Raw genomic sequence first — 18,825 nt, 5'->3', positions numbered from 1 at the left:
GCCCGATGAACCTGCTCTACGCCAATGACACGCCCGGCCAGTACCCTACCAGCTGGTACGCCGCCACCGCCACGAAACATGCGGCCTACCCGCCGCTTCAGGGCGATACCAAGGCCGATGTCTGTGTCGTTGGCGGCGGCTACACCGGGCTTTCCGCCGCTCTGCATCTGGCCGAGGCGGGCTATGACGTGGTGCTTTTGGACGCGCAACGCGTCGGCTTTGGCGCCTCGGGCCGCAATGGCGGACAATTGGGCTCGGGCCAACGGGTCGAGCAAGATGGGCTCGAAAAGATGCTGGGCGAAGACCATGCCGCCAAGCTGTGGCAGATGGGCGAAGAGGCGAAGGAACTGGTCAAATCCCTCATCGCGAAACATGAGATCGATTGCCACCTGAAGCCCGGCGTGGCCTGGACCGGCTCCACCACATCTGACGTGCGGCATCTGCATGATTATGCAGAGCATCTGCAAAAGCGCTATGGCTATGATGAGATCGAAGTGTTGGATCACGCCGCGCTGCAATCGGTCTGCCCCTCGCCCGACTACAAGGGCGGCGTGCTCGACATGGGGGCCGCGCATTTGCACCCCTTGAACTACGCCCTCGGCCTTGCCCGCGCCGCTGCCGCCGCAGGTGTGCGCATTCATGAGACAAGCCCCGCCGAGAACATCGTCGAGGGCAGCAAGGCGCTGGTGCAAACCGCCACCGGCAGCGTCAGCGCCGATCATGTGGTGCTGGCTTGCAATGGCTATCTGGGCAAACTGAACGGTGACGTGGCCGCCAGGGTCATGCCGATCAACAATTTCATCGCCGCGACCGAACCTTTGGGCGACCGCGTGAACGATGTGCTGCCCCGCGACGTGGCCGTGGCCGACAGCCGGTTTGTGGTGAACTACTTCCGGCTGTCCCACGACGGGCGGCTGCTTTTCGGTGGCGGCGAAAGCTATGGCTATCGCTTCCCGCAGGACATCGCCGCCAAGGTGCGCAAACCGATGTCGCAGGTCTTCCCGCAGTTGAAGGACGTCAAGATCGACTACGCTTGGGGCGGCACCCTTGGCATCACGATGAAGCGCCTGCCCTATGTGGCCCGGCTCGCGCCGAACATCTTCTCGGCCTCGGGCTATTCTGGTCACGGGGTTGGTACGGCGTCCCATGCGGGCTATCTGATGGCCAAGGCGATCGAAGGCGATGCCGCGGGTTTCGACACGATGGCCGCAATCCCGACACAGGCCTTCCCCGGTGGCGCCTCTCTGCGCAGCCCGCTTTTGGTGCTTGCGATGCTTTGGTATGCGACGCGGGATCGGTTGGGGCTGTGATTTTGCTCTGAGCGGTGTTGCGGGTTGGCTGGTTGGTGGAGTGCGGGGGCGCTGCCCCCATCGCGCCTTAGGCGCGATTCCCCCGAGGGTATTTAGGAAAGGATGAAGGGGAAGAGGGGGTGGCCTGTTGTGGGGGCATCCCCCTTGGTTTGCGCGGGCGTTTGTTTTACTATTCTGGAAATCATTATTCAGGATTTTGAAATATGGCTTTGCCCGACATGCACTGTGCCGAACCGATCCCTGCCGAAGCGGAAGCCGCCATTGCGGAGCTTTTGCAAAGTGGCGATCTTTTTCGCTATACTGCGGCTAAGGACGCGCCTGTTTCCCTGTTGGAGGTCGAATTTGCGCAGATGATGGGCAGTGAATATGCGCTGGCCGTGTCCTCCTGCTCGGCCGCGCTGTTTCTGTCCTTGCTTGCTTTGGACTTGCCGGATGGGGCGCCGGTGTTGATCCCGGGTTTCACCTTTGCTGCCGTGCCTTCTGCAGTGATCCACGCAGGCTGCAAGCCGGTGCTTTGTGAGGTGGGCGAGAATTACCGTGTGGATTTGGAGGATTTCGCCGCCAAACTGCCGAGCGTTCGGGGGGTGATCATCAGCCATATGCGGGGGCATACTTCGGATATGGATGCGATCATGGGGCTTTGCGAGGCCGCTGGCGTGCCGGTGATCGAAGACGCGGCCCATTCGCTGGGCACGCTTTGGCGGGGGCGGAAAATCGGGACGATTGGCAAGATCGGCTGTTTTTCCTTCCAGTCCTACAAGATGATTAACGCAGGCGAAGGCGGCATCCTGATCACCGATGACGCCGATCTGGTGGCGCGGGCGATCATCATGTCGGGCGCTTATGAGCATAATTGGAAGAAACACGCGGCCCTGCAAGACAGTTTTGCCAAATGGCAGAACCGGCTGCCGCTGTACAATCTGCGCATGTCCAACCTCTCGGCTGCGATCATCCGGCCGCAATTGCCGCATTTGCCGCGCCGGGTGGCCGATGGGCTGCGCAATCACGATCACATGGCGGCGCGGCTGGCGGCCTCCCCCTTGATCGAGGTGCCGAGCCCCCTGCCCGGTGAGACCCGCGCGCCGGATTCGATCCAGTTCAATCTGGTGGGCCTCTCTGATGCCAGCATCTGCGCTTTCGCGGCGGCGGCGGAGGCGGTGGGGGTGAAGGTGCAGGTCTTTGGCCAAAGCACCGACAACGCCCGCGCCTTTTGGAACTGGCAATTCATCGAAGACCTGCCCGAGCTGCCGCGCACCCGCGCCATGCTGATGCGGGCCTGCGACGTGCGGCTGCCGGTACAATTGACGCTGGAGGAGATCGACGCCGTGGCGGATGTGATTTTGGGCGCGCTGAGGGATGTGGCCGAGGCGCAGGCGGCCTGAGGCGGGCGCGCGACGCCCGCTTCTTCTGGGGTTAGTTCAGCTTTGACAGTTTATCCTGCAATTCTGCCAACTGCTTTTTGATCGCGTCCAGATCGTCGCCCTGTTCGGCCTGTTGTTTGGGCGGCTCTGGCGTGGTTGATTTGGCCCAGCCACCGGTCATCGCCTTCATAAAGGCTTCTTGCTGCGCCTGCATCGCTTCCATGCCCGGCATCTTGGCCATCGGGTTCATCGCGCTCATGTTTTCGATCGCCTTGGACTGGCCATCGCGCAGCATGTCGAAGGAGGCTTGCAAGAACTGCGGCACCACCGAGACATTGCCTGACATATAGCTGCGCACCAGATCGGTCAGCACATCGACCGGCAAGACGGCCTCGCCCCGGCTTTCGTGTTCGGCGATGATTTGCAACAGATATTGCCGTGTCAGGTCATCGCCGGACTTCAGATCGACGATCTGAACCTCGCGGCCATCGCGGATGAAACCGGCGATATCTTCCAGCGTGACATAATCGCTTGTTTCGGTGTTGTAGAGCCTGCGGCTGGCGTAGCGTTTTATCAGCAAGGGCTTCGGTTTGTCCGCCATGATGTTACTCCCGACCAATGGTGCTGCATCGCAGCTTAGGACAGGGATTGGCAAATAGAAAGAGCGCATGACAAAAGGGCAGGCCCGTCTGGACCTGCCCTTTCTTTAAGCATTCCTTGGCGCTGGAGAGCCCAGCGTCAAATTTACTTCACTGTCGCTTTTTTGGCGGCAGCCTGTGCGGTGGCCACGCCTTCGGTGGTGGCGGCTTTGGCGTCGCTTTGCAGGTCTTTACCAGCCGACATCATCAGCTCGACGGTGTCCATCTGAACCTTTTTCGCGATCTCGGCGAAGGCAGCCATATGCTCGGCCGCGGATTCGGCGGAGGCGGAGGCGAAATCGGTCATCGCTTTGGCATAGTCTGTGGGCTCGGCTTTGACCTTGGTCATCTCGGTCAGGCGGGCCAGCGTCTCTTTGGTCCAAGCGGTGGAGATGTCGGCGGATTTTTCAGCCGCGTCGAAGGCAACGCCGGAGAGTTTTTCGTTCAGGGTGGCGGTGTTTTTGAATGCGTCTTGCATGGCGGCGTTATCCACCGGGAAAGCGCCCAGAACGTCTTTGAACATCGCGGTCATGTCAGGTGTCTTGGTCATGTCTCAATCCTTTTAATGCTACTGTGGCAAGGGAGCGGGGAGACCCGTCCGTTTCGCGTCTGACCACAACATAGATGCCGCAGCGCAGCATTTCAAGGTTTTTTCTGCATTGCAGCATGAGCCCGAAGGGTGTTTGGATTACCCAAGGTAATCAGTCGTTTGCCTTGCGGGTCACATAGCTGCCCGGGGCATCGGCGAGAATTTCCCGGCCATCGTCGCCGGGAAACCGTGCGGGAATCATTGCCCCTGCCCGTTTGGTGAGCCACTTGCCCCACCGTGGCCACCATGACCCTTCGTGAAAGGCGGCGGCCTCGCGCCATGCGGCGTAGTCCTGCGTGAGATCGCCGTTCACATAGTGGCCGTATTTCTTCCGATTGGGTGGATTGACGATGCCCGCGATATGGCCCGATTGCGCCATGATGAAGGTCTTGTCCTTCGACCCCATCTGCTGCACCCCGCGGTAGCAGTCTTTCCACGGCGCGATGTGATCCGTCTCACAGGCCACGGCGCAGAGCGGCACCTCGATATCATCCAGCGTCAGCCGCTCTCCGAGCAGTTTGAAACCGCCCTCGGCCAATTCGTTTCGCTGGCAGAGACCGCGCAGGTATTGCATTGCCATCTGCCCCGGCAGATTGGCCCCGTCGCCGTTCCAATAGAGCAGGTCAAAGGCCGGGGGCGTCTCGCCCATCATGTAGCTGCGCACGGCGGGGCCATAGACCAGATCGTTGGAGCGCAGGAATGAGAAGGTGCGCGCCATGACGACCGAGGGCAGAATGCCCTTATCCGCCGTCTCGGCCTCGATTCCGTCGATGAAGTCATTGGTGAGGAAGGGCTGAAACTCCCCCTGATCCGAAAAATCGGTGAGCGCGGTGAAGAAGGTGGCGGATTTGATCGAGCTATCGCCACGTTTTTTCAACAGCGACAGGGTCAGCGCCAGCGTGGTGCCGGCGATGCAATAGCCCACCACGTTGAGGCGCTTTTCCTGAGTGATCGCCTTCACCTCTTCAATCGCGGCGAGGTAGCCCTCTTCGACGTAATCCTCCATGCCGATTTGGGCATAGCTGGCATCGGGGTTCACCCATGAGACGATGAACAGCGTGTGCCCCTGATCGACCAGCCATTTGACGAGGCTGTTCTGCGCCTTGAGGTCGAGAATGTAGAACTTGTTGATCCACGGCGGGAAGATCAGCAGCGGGGTTTTATGGACCTCTTCGGTGCTGGGGGTGTATTGGATCAACTCGAACATGCGGTTGCGAAACACCACCTTGCCCGGCGTGGTGGCGATGTTGCGGCCCAGCTCAAAAGCGCTGTCATCCGCCAGTTTCACGACCAACTCGCCATTGTTGGCCTCCAGATCCGCGATCAGGTTTTCTAGACCTTTCACGAGGCTCTCGCCCTCGGTCTCAACCGCGCGTTCCAGCACGTCGGGATTGGTGGCGAGGAAGTTGGTCGGGGACATCATCGCGATGATCTGCTGGCTGAAATAGACCAGCCGCTTTTTCTCGGCCGGGTCCATGTCTTGGGCATCTTCGACCGCTTGGCGCAGCGCCTCGGCGTTGATCAGATACTGCTGTTTGATGAAGTTGAAATAGGGATGCGTCTGCCACAGCGGATTGACGAAACGTTTGTCGGTCGGCGCGTCCTTTTCAACCGGGGCCAAACCGCCCTTGGCCAGCGCCTGCTGCGCCTCGACGAAATGGGCGACCGATTTGGTCCAATAGCCCATCTGATGCTCCATCAAACGGGCCGGATTGGTCATCGCTTCGGCCCAGTAAGACTGTGCCGCCTTGGCGAAAAGCTGTTGGTTCGGACCGTCGAGCGCGGGCTGATGGCCCTCGCGCTGCGCCATCACACGGGTCAGGCGCTGGCTTAATTCTTCAACCTTTTTCAAGTTTTGCGCCATACGAGACAGGGCTGGAGGCTCGGCAATCTCGGGATTTTCGGATTCTGTTGTCATCTTAACCCTTACCTCCTATCTTCGCAGGTGCAGCATAAAGGAGCCCCCACATGCGCTATATGGCCACCTACGACATGATGGAGTCCATCCGGAACACCAATCAATGGCTCGGCGCTTCTGCGCTTGCTATGGCATCCTACCCGGCTTTCTCTCTGTTTCCAAACCCTGCGATGGAATGGCTCGCCGCTTGGGGTGAGGTGACGGAACGGACCTTTGCCCGCATGGTCGTCAAACCCGATTGGGACATCCCGCCGGTGGTCGGCCCCAAGGGGCAGGACTGTCTGGTCAGCATCGAGCCGGTGATGGAACGGCCCTTTGGCGATTTGCTGAAATTCTCGGTCCAAGGCCGCGAAGAGACGGGCCGCAAGGTTCTTTTGGTCGCGCCAATGTCGGGTCATTACGCCACGCTGCTCCGTTCCACTGTGATCTCCCTGCTGCCTGATTGCGACGTCTATGTGACGGACTGGCACAATGCGCGTGATATTCCAGTTAGTGCGGGCAAGTTCGACATCGAGGATTATACGCTCTACCTTGTTGATTTCATGCATCACCTTGGGCCGGACACCCATGTGATCGCGGTCTGCCAGCCTGCGCCGCTGACGCTGGCCGCCACCGCCTATCTGGCCGAGGAAGCGCCCGAAGCGCAGCCGCGCACGCTGACGCTGATCGGCGGGCCGATTGATCCCGATGCCGCGCCCACGGATGTGACCGATTTCGGGCATAGCGTGACCATGGGTCAGCTTGAGCAGATGATGATCCAACAGGTCGGCTTCAAATACGCGGGCGTGGGGCGCAAGGTCTATCCGGGGCTGTTGCAGCTTACCTCTTTCATCTCGATGAACAATGACACCCACCGCGATGCCTTTGCCAATCAGATCACCCGCGTGGCACAAAAGACGGCGCATGAGCATGACAAGCACAATAAGTTCTACGACGAATACCTTGCCGTGATGGACATGCCGGCGGAGTTCTACCTCTCGACCGTGCAACGCATTTTCAAAGAGCGCGAGATCGCGCGCAACGTCTTCACCGTGGCGGGCCGTCAGGTCGACATCGGCAAGATCACCACCGTCGCCGTCAAAACGGTCGAGGGCAGCAAGGACGACATTTCGGCCCCCGGCCAGTGCATCGCCGCTCTTGATCTGCTGACTGGACTGCCGGATGCCAAGAAGGCCAGCCATCTTGAGCAGGGCGCGGGCCATTACGGGATCTTCGCGGGCAAAAGCTGGCGCAACAACATCCGGCCCTTGGTGCTCGACTTTATCGACGCGAACAACGGCACGCCCGCGCCACAAAACCCCGAGCCGCAGAAGCCTGCGCCTCAGAAATCCGAGACCAAGAAGACCGGTAAACCGGCAGCGGCCTGACCCGCTGCCCTATTGCAGTACCAGAGGTTGATGTAGCCAGTCGCGCAGCGCGGCTGTGGTCGCCTCTGGCTGCTCTAGGCTGGGCAGATGGCCCGCGTCTTCGAGCACCGTCAGCTTGGCATAGGGGATCATCTCGGCCATGAAGGCATGGCGTTTGACCGGGCAGAGCGTGTCATGCTCCCCACAAAGCACCAGCGCGGGCACCTTGCACTTGCGCAGCACCGCCTGTTGATCGCGCCGCCGTTGCAGGGCGCGGGATTGGCGGACGAAGACATCGCCGCCCAGCGTCTCGGCCATCTCCATCGCGCGGGTCAGCACCTCCCCCCGCCCCTTGCCGGGGGCGAGGAAACCATTGGCCATCCGCGCCTGCATCGCCTCCCCCAGCTTGCCCGACTGCGCCATGATGATCTGCGGTTCACGGTCCGCGGCAATGGCGGGCAGTTCGGCCAGCACATGGGTCGCCAGCAGGGCGATGCGGCTGATCCGGTCGGGCGCGCGGCGCAGCAGTTCCAGCGCCACCACACCGCCCATGCCCTGCCCCACCAGCGCGAAACGCGGCGGCAGTTGATCCAACAGGCCCGAGGCGATCTCTTCGATCCGTTCGCCTTGGGTGATCGGGGCCAGCACCACGGTCCCGCGCGGCGAGAGCGCTTGAATCTGCGGCGTGAAGACACGCGCGTCGCACATCATGCCGGGCAGCAGAACGATCGGCTCAGCCATTGGCCAGGCTCCGGTGCGGTATGCGGTTGAAATGACGTGGTTTCATGCCGTCCCCCTTGGGTTTGGCAGTCTCTTAGCATGGGCGGTTTCGGGGGACAGCGGGGCGCAGGCGCGTCGGCGGTTCCATGCCCGCGCCCTTGGTCACTCCGTGTCGCCGGAGACCGCGTTGATCGCCTCGACGATCATCGCCAGACAGCCCGCGTCCGAGAAACGGTGATCGGCATCCTTGACCAGCGTCAGTTGCATGTCGGGGCTTTGCGCATGCTCCAACAGCCGCACCGCCGTGGCCGTGCTGACGGCGGTGTCCGCCGTGCCCTGCAACAGCCGCACCGGGAACGGCAGGTTCAGCGGATCGCGCAGCACCAACCGCTGGCGCCCGTCCTCGATCATCCGGCGGGTGATGACATAGGGCTCCATATAGTCCGACGGCAACTCGACCTGCCCGACCTCTTCCAAGGTCTGTTTTTGCGCCTCGGTAAAATTCGCCCAATAGCCATCCTCGGTGAAATCGGGGGCCGCGGCGATACCGACCAGCCCGGCGACCCGCTCAGGCAGATGCCGCGCCAAGAGCAGCGCCTGCCAGCCGCCCATGGAGGAGCCGACGACGATCAGCTGCCCCTCGGTCAGCGCCGCGACCGCGGCCAGCGTGTCTTCGTGCCAATCGCCGATGCACCCTTCGGTAAATAGGCCCGACGATTCCCCATGGCCCGAATAGTCGAAGCGCAGAAAGGCGCGCCCCTCGGCCCGCGCCCAGTCTTCGAGATAGACCGCCTTGGTCCCCATCATGTCGGACTTCAGCCCGCCCAGAAACATCACGCAGGGCCCCGCCCCTTCGGTCTTGTGATAGGCGATACGCCGCCCTTGCGGCGTGTCGATGTATTTGCTGTCTGCCATGCTGCCTCCGTCTTTTGTCCAATCATGAGCATCGCGGCGGATGAGGGCAAGTCAGTCCTCGGACAGATGCTCAACCTCCGGCAGCCAATGGGCCAACACGGCGGCGGCCAGCGCCATGACGGTAAATAGGATCAGCGTCGCCTGCGCCCCGATCAGCGCGGCCCCGCCGCCCAGCACGCCCGCCAGCAGCAAGAGCAGCCCGATCACCGTATTGCTCACCGCCGCATAGGCGGCGCGCTGGTCTTTCGGGGCCATGTCGACCAGATAGGTCGACCGCCCCTGCCGCACGCCGTGATAGGCGATCATCAGGATGAAGAGCACGGCAGGCATCGCCCAGACCGCCTGCGCCAGATTAAGGAACCACAGCCCCACCGCCAGCGCCATCGACACTGCGCCAACGACACCGGTCAGCATCAGCACACGGCGGCTCGACATATCCGACAGGCGCCCCCAGACGTAGGAGCTGACCAAAGACGCCAGCGCCGAGGCCAGCACCAAGGCGCCCAATTGCCCCGACTGCCCGCTCTCTGACGAACCGGCAAGCACCACCAAATAGGGCGGCGCCAGCGCGGTAGAGACCAAGAGCCCGCGCACCAGAATGAAAAGCCACAGATCGCGGTTGCCGCGCAGCAGTTTAAAATCCACGCCATCGGCCTCTTCGGTCTCGCTCGGCGTTTCCATGATCGTCGAGAACAACAGCGCCGCGCCGATCCATAGCGCCGCCGCCAGCGCGATGGCTGCCACGACAACGCCCCGGCTTTGAAACAGCCCCGACATCAAAAGCCCGGCAAAGATCACCACCCCGACCGAGGAGACCGACCCCGCCAAGCCGGTCACCGATCCGCGCCGGGTCTTACCCACCGTCTTGCCCAAAATCTCCTTGAACGACACCGAACAGGCCGCGCGGCAAACGGCGAGCAGCGCCAGCGCGGCGCAGACCGCATAGCCCGCCATGGCCCCCTCAAGGCTCAGCGCAGCAAGGGCGATCAGCCCCGCCGCGACCCCCTGCCCGACCGAGCCCCAGACCCAAGCCCATTTGCGCCGCGCCATGCGCTGCACCACGCCCGCCAGCGCGATCTGCGGCAAAAGCGACCCGGCCTCGCGGATCGGCACCAAAGCGCCCGCGAAAACCGCAGGCGCGCCGAGGGCGCTCAACAGCCAAGCCAGGACCAGTTTCGGGTCGATCAGACCATCGGCCACTTTGGTCATCGACAGCGACACGATATGGCGCAGCCCGTTGCGCGCCTCGGCCCATTGCGCCTTGTCGTCCAACCCCGGTGCCGGGTCGTCCGCCCCCGAAATCGTCTCGAATGCGCGCTGCGCCGTGTCGTCTTGCATCTGACCGATCCTCGTTGTTGCCCGCCTGACATAGCGCGCCATCGCCCTGCCGCAACTTTCCCGAAGCGGCCCCGCTTGCATTGACAAGCCGCGCCTGCCCCGCCACATAGGCCCAACACATAACCCGCAACCGGGCGTCTCGTAGGCGCCAAACCGACGAGGAGCGCCCAAGATGGCCCAAATCTCCCTCACCCTTCCCGATGGCAACAGCCGGCAGTACGACGCCGGGATCACCGCTGGTGAAGTGGCTGCCGATATCTCTAAATCGCTCGGCAAAAAGGCCATCAGTGCCACCGTGAACGGCGCGCATTACGATCTGGCCTGGCCGATCGAGAGTGACGCGAGCATCGCCATCCACACCATGGCCGACGAGGAACAGGCCAACGAGCTGGTGCGCCACGACCTTGCGCATATCATGGCCCGCGCCGTGCAGGAAATCTGGCCCGACACCAAGGTCACCATTGGCCCCGTCATCAAGGATGGCTGGTATTACGACTTTGACCGCGCAGAGCCCTTCACTCCCGAAGATCTCGGCCTCATCGAGAAAAAGATGAAGGAGATCATCAACAAGCGCGACCCCGTCCGCACCGAAGTCTGGGACCGCGCCCGCGCGATCAAACATTACGAAGACCTGAACGAGCCCTATAAGGTCGAGCTGATCGAGGCGATCCCCGGCGACGAGCCGCTGCGCATGTATTGGCACGGCGATTGGCAGGACCTCTGCCGCGGTCCGCACCTGCAACACACCGGCCAAGTGCCGGGCGATGCCTTCAAGCTGATGTCCATCGCCGGTGCCTATTGGCGCGGCGACAGCAGCCGCGCCATGTTGCAGCGCATCTACGGCGTGGCCTTCACCGGCAAGGAGAAACTGCGCGCCCATCTCAACATGCTGGAGGAGGCCGCCAAACGCGACCACCGCAAGCTGGGCAAGGAAATGGGCCTGTTCCACATGCAGGAAGAGGCGCCCGGCCAGGTCTTCTGGCACCCCAACGGCTGGCGCATCTACACCACCTTGCAGGACTACATGCGCCGCATGCAGGACCGCGACGGCTATGTCGAGGTCAACACCCCGCAGGTGGTGGACCGCAAGCTTTGGGAAAAATCCGGCCACTGGGACAAGTATCAAGAGAACATGTTCATCGTCGAAGTCGATGAAGAGCACGCCCGCGAGAAGGCGGTGAATGCGCTCAAACCGATGAACTGCCCCTGCCATGTGCAGGTCTTCAACCAAGGTCTGAAGTCCTACCGCGACCTGCCGCTCCGGATGGCCGAGTTCGGCTCCTGCGCGCGTTATGAGCCTTCGGGCGCGCTGCACGGCATCATGCGGGTGCGCGGATTTACCCAAGACGACGGCCATATCTTCTGCGCCGAGGATCAGATCACCTCGGAAACAGCGAAGTTCATCGCCTTCCTGTCCAAAGTCTATGCCGACCTCGGCTTCCATAACTGGACCATCAAACTTTCCACCCGCCCCGAAAAGCGGATCGGCTCGGACGAGACATGGGACCACATGGAACAGGCGCTTGGCGATGCCTGCAAGGCCGCGGGCTATGACTTTGAGGTGCTCGAGGGCGAAGGCGCCTTTTACGGCCCGAAGCTTGAGTTCACCCTGACCGACGCCATCGGGCGCAACTGGCAATGCGGCACCCTGCAGGTCGACGCGAACCTTCCCGAACGGCTGGAGGCGAGCTTCATCGGGCAGGACGGCAACAAGCACCGCCCCGTGATGCTGCACCGCGCCACCTTGGGCAGCTTCGAGCGCTTCATCGGCATCCTGATCGAGGAACACGCCGGCAAGCTGCCCTTCTGGATCGCGCCGCGGCAGGTCGTTGTGGCCTCCATCACGTCCGAGGCTGATGACTATGTGGCAGAGGTCGTGGAGACATTGCGCGCCGCCGGTGTCCGCGCCGAGGCCGATATGCGCAACGAGAAGATCAACTACAAAGTCCGCGAGCATTCGCTGGGCAAGGTGCCGGTGATCCTCGCCGTGGGCGCGCGCGAAGTCGAAGAGCGCACGGTCTCGGTCCGGCGTCTGGGGCAAAAGCAGACATCCGTACAGCCGCTCGACGCACTCACCGCCGAACTGGCACAGGACGCGACCCCGCCTGACCTGCGCTAACGCGCTGTAACAAACATGCGCTCCGGCGGGTTTGCGGGCAATATGCCCACTGCCTGCCGGAGCGTTTTTGTAACAATCCCACCCTTCCTGCGCGGGATCGTTACAACTTTCGCCGTTTTTCCGCGTGAATTCTGACGGGACTGTGACACACTCGCTCGTGACTAGCTTGTGAGCGAACGGGCTGCTCTAGTAAGCCTGTCAACACCATCAGGAAGGAAAATGACAATGTCCAACACACTCAAGACCGCCGCCATCGCAGGGGCCGTTGCCGCCGCTCTCGGCAGCCACGCCACCACCGCAACCGCCGCCTCGCAAGAGAAATGCTATGGCGTATCGCTGGCCGGTGAGAACGACTGCGCCGCTGGCCCCGGCACGACCTGCGCCGGCACCTCCGTGACCGACTACCAGGGCAACGCATGGACCCTCGTCGACGAAGGCACCTGCGCCGAGATCGATCTGCCCGCCATGGCCGACGGGACCGAGCGGACCGGCTCTCTGGAACCGCTGGACCGCGACCTGCCCGCTTGATCAAAGCGGTCCGGGCGGCACCCGCCCGGACTCTGCCCCGCCCCATGCCGGAGGCCGATATGCGCGACGATACCCCCCCTCTCACCACGCTGCCCAATGCCCCCGGGGTCGGATATAAATCCCGGCATTTCGATGGTTTGATGGCCGATCCCGGCCCGGTTCGTTGGATCGAAGTGCATGCCGAGAACTACATGGGCGACGGTGGCCGCCCCCATGCGCAGCTGCGCGCCTTGCAGGAACGTTTCGCCCTGTCAGTTCATGGCGTCGGCCTGTCGATCGGCGGCGAAGGCCCCCTCGACACAGACCATCTCGCGCGGCTCAAGACCCTCTGTGACCGAACCCAGCCTGCGTCCTTCTCCGAACATCTGGCGTGGTCGACCCATGGGATGGAATATCTCAACGACCTCCTCCCCCTGCCCTATACCGAAGAAACGCTGACCCGCGTCGCCGCGCATATCAATCAAGTGCAAGACGTATTGGGGCGGCAAATGCTGCTTGAAAACCCCTCTAGCTACCTCGCATTCGAAGAATCTGACTTGTCCGAAACTGACTTTTTAGCCGAGGTCATCGCGCGAACCTCCTGCGGGCTCTTGCTGGATGTCAATAATGTCTTCATTTCAGCCACCAACCTCGGGCTATCGCCGCAGGGCTACATCGACGCCTTCCCGACAGAGCATGTGGGGGAGATCCATGTGGGCGGCCATGACGACGACACCGACGATCACGGCGCGCCGCTGTTGATCGACAGCCATGGCAAAAAGGTCGTCGATCCGGTCTGGGACTTGCTCAGCTACACCCTGGCCCAAACCGGTCCAAAGCCGGTACTGGTCGAGTGGGACAATGACGTGCCCGACTGGCCCGTCCTGCGGGCCGAAGCCAATCGCGCCGCCGAGGTGCTGGCGTGACCGACCAGCACAGTTTTCGCGCGGCGCTGCTCGATCCCGCACGCCCCGCCCCCGCGGGGCTGCGCGATGGCAAGGGGCAACCGGCGGGCGCGCGCTATGGCGTCTATCGCAACAATGTCACCCATTCCCTGATCGCGGCTCTCGAAGTGGCCTTTCCGCTGGTGCGCAAGCTGATCGGTGCCCGCAATTTTGCCGAACTCGCGCCGCTCTATGTCCGGGCGCATCCACCGAAATCGCCGATGATGATGCATTATGGCGCGGATTTCCCGGGGTTCATCGCAGGTTTCGCGCCACTGGCGAAAATCGGCTATCTCGCCGATGCCGCAAGGCTCGACCTCGCGCTGCGGTCCTCCTACCACGCCGCCGACGCGGCACCGCTGGATCCGCAGATCTTCGAGGCGCTCCCTCCCGATGCGCTGATGGGGGCCAAGCTCACCCTCGCCCCCGCGACCCGCCTTCTGCGATCAGATTGGCCGCTTTTCGACATCTGGCGCTATAATTTCACCGATAACGCGCCCAAGCCGCGTAACGTGGCGCAGGACGTGGTAATCACCCGCCCCGCTTATGATCCCGCCCCGCATCTGGCGCCGCCCGGCGCGGCGCAATGGTTCGGTCACCTTGCCGAGGGGCGGACCTTCGGGGCGGCCCATGAAGCCACAGTCAGTGCCGCACCTGAGTTCGACCTCGCCGCCGCCCTAGGCTTTGCCCTGAGCCACGGCGTCTTCAGCGCGATTTCCGTGGAGGAAAGCAAATGACCCGATTTCTGCCCCTTTACCGCACCGCCGCCGACCGACTGGAGCGTGCCGACTGGCTGCTTCCGACCCTCGCGCGTTTCCTCTTTGCCGCGGTGTTGCTGGTCTACTTCCTGAACGCCGGTCTAACCAAACTCGGCCCCGGCCCTTTGGGCATCTTCACCCCCTCCACCGGCGCCTACGCCCAGATCTTCCCCCGCGTTTTCGAGGCGGTCGGCTATGACAGCGACGCGCTTGGGCTGTTTCATTGGCTCGTCGTCGTCGCCGGAACGGTGGCGGAGTTCATCCTGCCCCTGCTCATCGTCATCGGGCTGCTGACCCGGCTGGCCGCGCTGGCAATGGTAGGCTTTGTCGTGGTGCAATCGCTGACCGATCTCTACGGCCACGGCAGCGCCCTCGGCGCGTGGTTCGACCGTTTCCCCGACGCCCATATTCTCGACCAGCGGGCGCTCTGGGTCTTCTTGCTTTTGGTGCTGGTCATCAAAGGGGCCGGCCCCCTGTCACTGGACCGGCTGATAGCAGGCCGCGGTTAAAGCATCGCTTGAACGTCAACTTCTATCTCTTTGTTCCAGCCCAGAAACAGCCGATCACCCACCGCAATCAGGGGGCGCTTCATCAGGGCCGGATGGGCTTTAATCAGGGCCAGCGGCTCTTCCTTGCGGGCCGCGTCATCCAGCCCGCGCCAGGTTGTCGAACGGGTGTTGAGCAAGGCCGCACCAAACTGCGCGTGGGCCTTTTCCAAGACCGCGGTGGGCACGCCCTCCTCCCGCACGTCGACCAATTGCGCCTCTGGCAGCGCCTTTTTCGCCTTACGACAGCTGTCACAATTTTTCAGCCCATAAATTAGCACATCCGTCTCCCTCAGCCTCGCGATCCCACGCCCAGTTGCGGTTCTCGCAGCTGATCGCTTGATTTTTTTCCAGTCCGCGCGATCTTTCTATTATGGCGGGTCGCAATTCAATCGCTTTCGCCATTCTGCTGGACGCAGAGACGCAAAGACAAAGGAGGCGCGGAGATTATGCCAACTGGCACCGTGAAATGGTTTAACACCACCAAAGGCTACGGGTTCATCGCCCCCGAAAGCGGCGGTAACGATGTATTTGTTCATATTTCGGCGGTCGAACGGTCTGGCCTGACCGGCTTGGCGGACGATCAAAAGGTCAGCTATGAACTGACCGAAGGCCGCGACGGACGGCAGATGGCCACCGACCTCGCGCTGCTCTAGCCACGATATTGCAAGAAAACACCCGGCGTCCCGCGCCGGGCGTTGCTTGAAAGATCAGTTATACGAACAGCCTTTGGCCCCAACCGGGCAAGGCACGCGGGCTGAACGGCGCGGTGTGACCACGCGGTGACGGCGCTGCACGGGGTGCGCCTTGACCTCAGCATAGGTCATGGTCTGGTTCGGCGTGCCACAACAGATCGCCCCGCCAAGGGTCACCGGTTGCAGCCCCGCCGGGCAGTAATTTGCGGAACTGGGATAGGCGTAGACCTTGGGCTCTGCCGAGACCTGACTGGCCAGCCCGGCTGAAAGCAGCCCTGCCGCCGCTGCGATAGCTGACATTACACGCATGATAACCCTCGTAATTATGTATAATATCAACGAAGATTGCCGGGGCGATTTCTTTTAGTCCAGTCTTTTATGGCAGGCTCGCTTTAGTTCAGCCGCGCCGGGAGCGTCGCATAGCCGTGAAAGCGGATGCGTCCGCCCCCCTGCCGAGCCGCGCCGATTTCATAATCCGGGTAGCGATTTAGGAAGCGTTGAAGCGCGATCTTCCCTTCCATCCGCGCCAAAGTCAGCCCCACGCAGACATGCGGGCCACCGGCAAAGGCCAGATGCCGATTGGGCTTGCGCCCGATATCGAATTTTGTCGGCTCCTCAAAGACTTCCGGGTCTCGGTTCGCAGCCCCGATACAAAGGTGCAGGTTGCTGCCCGCGGCGATCTCGACCCCGCCGATGGTGACCGGGCCCGTGGTTTCCCGGTTGCCGAATTGATTGGGCGAGCGGAAGCGCAGCACCTCTTCGATACAAGGCCCGATCAGAGCAGGCTCGGCCAGCAGCCGGGCCTTTTGGTCGGGATGGTCATGCAGCAGCGCAAGGGCGCTGCCGATCAGATTGGTCGTCGTCTCATGGCCCGCGTTCAGGATGAAAATACAGTTTTGGATCAACTCGATCTCGGTCAGCTGCCCCCCATCATCCCCCGCGATCAACCGGGTCAGCACATCGGTTTCAGGATCCCCCGGCGCGGCCCGGCGCCGCGCGATGAGGTCTTGCAGATAGGCTTTGAACTCCCGCACCGCGGTATGGCCTGCGTCGAGCGCCGCATCGCTCAAGGTTGGCTCCAGCGCGCCGAGGATCGCCAGCGACCAATCGCGAAGCGGGCCGCGCTCTTCCATCGGCACGTCCAGCAGGTTGCCGATGATCTGCACCGGGATACAACTGGCATAGTCCTCGATCAGGTCCGGCGTGGGGCTCAGCCCCTCAAGCAGTCGGTCCACCGTATCGATCAACCCTGGCTCCATCCGCGCCAGCGCCTTGGGCGTAAGGGCCGAGGTCATGATCCGCCGCACGCGGGTGTGCAGCGGCGGGTCATTGAAAACGAGGCTGGTGGTGTGATGTTCGAACAAGGGGCTGCCGGGGCCGAATTTCGGGGCAAAAGCGAGTTTCTTGTCCGAGATATAAAGCGTGGTGTCGCGGTAGATCGCGTTCAGATCCGCATGGCGGCAGATCAGGACCGAGCCGTCAGGCTGGCGCAGCACCGGGGCGTCGCGCAGAAGGCGGTCGTAATGGGGGAACGGGTTCTCGACAAACCCTTCGGGCGGGGCGGATAGATCAAACATGGCCCGCAGTGATGCCCGCCGCGCGGCCTATGTCAATGGCCGGTCAGCAGCGGCGCAACCACTCCCGCGCGATGGCACGCGGACCCGATGTGCGCAGGCAAAGGTTGCCCAATTCGATCCATTCGTCGGGGTCGAATTGGGGAAAGAACGCATCGGCGCCGTCGATTTCCACATCCACTTCGGTCACCAAAAGCCGGTCCGCGAGGGGCAAAAGCGTACGGTAGATGCCTTCGCCGCCGATGCCGTAGACCCGGCGATAGCCCTCTGCTGCGCAATAGCCCAAAGCGGCTTGCGGGTCGCGCGCCACTTGGATGCCCTCGACCTCGCTGCTAGAGACAACGCAATTCAACCGGTTTTTCAGTGGCTTGAAGGGCAGGCTCTCCCACGTTCGGCGCCCCATGATGATGGCCCCGCCGGTGGTTTCACGCTGAAAGAATTTCAGGTCTTCGGGCAGTGACCAAGGGATATCCCCGTCTTTGCCAATGGCGCCGTTGCGGGCGCGGGCGACAATCAGGCTCAGCATCAGACGGCCACCGGCGCTTTGATCGCAGGGTCGGGATAATAGCCCTCAAAGGTGAAATCCTCATAGCGGAAATCAAAGATCGAACTGACCTCGCGGTTGATCCGCAGTTTCGGCAGCGGCTTGGGCGTCCGCGCAAGCTGGGTTTTCACCTGCTCCAGATGGTTGGAATAGATATGCGCGTCACCCATGGAATGCACGAAATCACCCGGCGCATAGCCAGTGACATGGGCCAGCATTTCCAAGAGCAGCGCGTAGGAGGCGATGTTGAACGGCACGCCGAGGAACATATCCGCCGAGCGCTGGTAAAGCTGCAAATGCAGCTTGCCGCCCGCGATGCGCACCTGCCAGAGCGTATGGCAGGGCGGCAGCGCCATCTGGTCCACCTCGCCCGGATTCCACGCCGAAACGATCAGGCGGCGGCTGTCGGGGGTCTTGCGGATTGCCTCGACCAGTTTGGCGATCTGATCGACCTGCCCGGCTTGATGGAGCAGCGTGCCATCGGGCTGGGGCATCGGTTCACCCACCATCGGGAAACGCCGCCACTGGTGGCCGTAAACCGGGCCGAGATCGCCGTTCTCATCGGCCCATTCGTCCCAGATGCGAACGCCGTTTTCCTTGAGATAGGCAATGTTCGTATCCCCGGCGAGGAACCACAAAAGCTCATGCACGATGGATTTCAGATGCAGCTTTTTGGTGGTGACCAGCGGAAAGCCTTCGGCCATCCGGTAACGCTGCTGCATCCCGAAATGAGAGATCGTCCCCGTCCCCGTGCGGTCGGTCGAGGTCACCCCCTGCTCCAGCACTTCGCGCAGCGCATCATGGTACTGTTTCACGCGGGCTTCCTCATCATTCGTGGCGGTTGCTTCTGCATAGCCTTCCGGGCCCTCGGCCTCAAGCCGATCAACAGACATCGCCCGCCCACTTTGACTCCGCGGGTTTCGCCCCTATCCTCCACCGCGAAGCGCGAAGGGTTGATTTACCCCCGCCCGCTTTGAACGACATTCAAGCTTGAAAGGGGCGCC

General features: G+C 62.3%; 20 protein-coding genes. 9 read left to right on the top strand and 11 right to left on the bottom strand.

The features are described from left to right. Positions 1-5: 5 nt before the first annotated feature. Positions 6-1,310: an FAD-binding oxidoreductase gene (locus tag ACGYLD_RS09475; RefSeq protein ID WP_271693279.1), complete on the top strand. Its 1,305-nt coding sequence runs from the start codon at positions 6-8 to the stop codon at positions 1,308-1,310. A 203-nt stretch (positions 1,311-1,513) separates the two neighbouring features. Then, positions 1,514-2,692, top strand: coding sequence for a DegT/DnrJ/EryC1/StrS aminotransferase family protein (locus ACGYLD_RS09470; RefSeq protein WP_271693278.1), 1,179 nt, complete (start codon positions 1,514-1,516; stop codon positions 2,690-2,692). A 31-nt stretch (positions 2,693-2,723) separates the two neighbouring features. On the opposite strand, the gene phaR is transcribed toward ACGYLD_RS09470, so the two are convergent. The 3 genes from phaR to ACGYLD_RS09455 form a co-directional block, all read right to left on the bottom strand. After that, positions 2,724-3,272, bottom strand: a complete 549-nt coding sequence (gene phaR, locus ACGYLD_RS09465; protein WP_271687875.1) for a polyhydroxyalkanoate synthesis repressor PhaR — start codon at positions 3,270-3,272, stop codon at positions 2,724-2,726. A 143-nt stretch (positions 3,273-3,415) separates the two neighbouring features. Next, on the bottom strand, positions 3,416-3,859 hold the full coding sequence (locus ACGYLD_RS09460; RefSeq protein WP_067260985.1) for a phasin family protein: 444 nt from the start codon (positions 3,857-3,859) through the stop codon (positions 3,416-3,418). Positions 3,860-4,010: 151 nt separating this feature from the next. After that, complete coding sequence (locus ACGYLD_RS09455; protein ID WP_271693277.1) at positions 4,011-5,816, bottom strand: alpha/beta hydrolase; 1,806 nt, start codon at positions 5,814-5,816, stop codon at positions 4,011-4,013. 50 nt (positions 5,817-5,866) lie between these two features. Here ACGYLD_RS09455 and phaZ point away from each other — a divergent pair, with 50 nt between their 5' ends. Then, entirely contained in the window at positions 5,867-7,183 is a 1,317-nt protein-coding gene (gene phaZ / locus ACGYLD_RS09450) for a polyhydroxyalkanoate depolymerase (protein ID WP_271693276.1), read from the top strand. A gap of 9 nt (positions 7,184-7,192) precedes the next feature. Here the strand turns inward: phaZ and ACGYLD_RS09445 are convergent, their stop codons facing one another. The 3 genes from ACGYLD_RS09445 to ACGYLD_RS09435 form a co-directional block, all read right to left on the bottom strand. Beyond that, positions 7,193-7,903: an alpha/beta fold hydrolase gene (locus ACGYLD_RS09445; protein WP_271693275.1), complete on the bottom strand. Its 711-nt coding sequence runs from the start codon at positions 7,901-7,903 to the stop codon at positions 7,193-7,195. A gap of 141 nt (positions 7,904-8,044) precedes the next feature. Further along, positions 8,045-8,797: an alpha/beta fold hydrolase gene (locus tag ACGYLD_RS09440; protein ID WP_271693274.1), complete on the bottom strand. Its 753-nt coding sequence runs from the start codon at positions 8,795-8,797 to the stop codon at positions 8,045-8,047. Between the two features lie 51 nt (positions 8,798-8,848). Then, on the bottom strand, positions 8,849-10,135 hold the full coding sequence (locus tag ACGYLD_RS09435; RefSeq protein WP_394402273.1) for an MFS transporter: 1,287 nt from the start codon (positions 10,133-10,135) through the stop codon (positions 8,849-8,851). Positions 10,136-10,307: 172 nt separating this feature from the next. Between ACGYLD_RS09435 and thrS the strand changes: the two genes are divergently transcribed. The 5 genes from thrS (at position 10,308) to ACGYLD_RS09410 (ending at position 14,972) form a co-directional block, all read left to right on the top strand. Then, complete coding sequence (gene thrS / locus ACGYLD_RS09430; RefSeq protein ID WP_394402270.1) at positions 10,308-12,254, top strand: threonine--tRNA ligase; 1,947 nt, start codon at positions 10,308-10,310, stop codon at positions 12,252-12,254. A 225-nt stretch (positions 12,255-12,479) separates the two neighbouring features. Further along, positions 12,480-12,782 carry a DUF2282 domain-containing protein gene (locus ACGYLD_RS09425; protein WP_271687884.1) on the top strand — a complete coding sequence of 101 codons (303 nt, stop codon included), beginning with the start codon at positions 12,480-12,482 and terminating at the stop codon, positions 12,780-12,782. A gap of 59 nt (positions 12,783-12,841) precedes the next feature. Next, positions 12,842-13,687: a DUF692 family multinuclear iron-containing protein gene (locus ACGYLD_RS09420; protein WP_394402267.1), complete on the top strand. Its 846-nt coding sequence runs from the start codon at positions 12,842-12,844 to the stop codon at positions 13,685-13,687. Continuing rightward, positions 13,684-14,442, top strand: a complete 759-nt coding sequence (locus tag ACGYLD_RS09415; RefSeq protein WP_271693269.1) for a DNA-binding domain-containing protein — start codon at positions 13,684-13,686, stop codon at positions 14,440-14,442. Before ACGYLD_RS09420 ends, ACGYLD_RS09415 begins: the two co-directional genes overlap by 4 nt. Further along, positions 14,439-14,972 carry a DoxX family protein gene (locus ACGYLD_RS09410; RefSeq protein WP_271693268.1) on the top strand — a complete coding sequence of 178 codons (534 nt, stop codon included), beginning with the start codon at positions 14,439-14,441 and terminating at the stop codon, positions 14,970-14,972. Before ACGYLD_RS09415 ends, ACGYLD_RS09410 begins: the two co-directional genes overlap by 4 nt. Here the strand turns inward: ACGYLD_RS09410 and ACGYLD_RS09405 are convergent. Further along, on the bottom strand, positions 14,969-15,289 hold the full coding sequence (locus ACGYLD_RS09405; protein ID WP_271693267.1) for an ArsC/Spx/MgsR family protein: 321 nt from the start codon (positions 15,287-15,289) through the stop codon (positions 14,969-14,971). The genes ACGYLD_RS09410 and ACGYLD_RS09405 overlap by 4 nt on opposite strands. Positions 15,290-15,457: 168 nt before the next feature. On the opposite strand from ACGYLD_RS09405, the gene ACGYLD_RS09400 reads away from it, so the two are divergent. Then, the gene (locus ACGYLD_RS09400) at positions 15,458-15,664 is read left to right on the top strand and encodes a cold-shock protein (RefSeq protein ID WP_067262111.1); all 207 of its coding nucleotides are present in this window, start codon (positions 15,458-15,460) and stop codon (positions 15,662-15,664) included. Positions 15,665-15,718: 54 nt separating this feature from the next. Here ACGYLD_RS09400 and ACGYLD_RS09395 read toward each other — a convergent pair whose 3' ends face one another. The 4 genes from ACGYLD_RS09395 to ACGYLD_RS09380 form a co-directional block, all read right to left on the bottom strand. Continuing rightward, entirely contained in the window at positions 15,719-16,003 is a 285-nt protein-coding gene (locus ACGYLD_RS09395) for a hypothetical protein (protein ID WP_271693266.1), read from the bottom strand. 92 nt (positions 16,004-16,095) lie between these two features. After that, the gene (locus tag ACGYLD_RS09390; RefSeq protein ID WP_271693265.1) at positions 16,096-17,280 is read right to left on the bottom strand and encodes a cytochrome P450; all 1,185 of its coding nucleotides are present in this window, start codon (positions 17,278-17,280) and stop codon (positions 16,096-16,098) included. Positions 17,281-17,323: 43 nt separating this feature from the next. After that, entirely contained in the window at positions 17,324-17,803 is a 480-nt protein-coding gene (locus tag ACGYLD_RS09385) for a dihydrofolate reductase (RefSeq protein WP_271693264.1), read from the bottom strand. Further along, positions 17,803-18,636, bottom strand: a complete 834-nt coding sequence (locus ACGYLD_RS09380) for a thymidylate synthase (protein WP_394402339.1) — start codon at positions 18,634-18,636, stop codon at positions 17,803-17,805. Before ACGYLD_RS09380 ends, ACGYLD_RS09385 begins: the two co-directional genes overlap by 1 nt. Between the last annotated feature and the right edge of the window lie 189 nt (positions 18,637-18,825).

It is taken from the genome of Sulfitobacter sp. 1A12056 (assembly GCF_043558125.1).
In the GTDB taxonomy this organism is placed as follows: Bacteria; Pseudomonadota; Alphaproteobacteria; order Rhodobacterales; family Rhodobacteraceae; genus Sulfitobacter; species Sulfitobacter faviae.
This window is presented reverse-complemented; position numbering and strand designations above follow the sequence as displayed.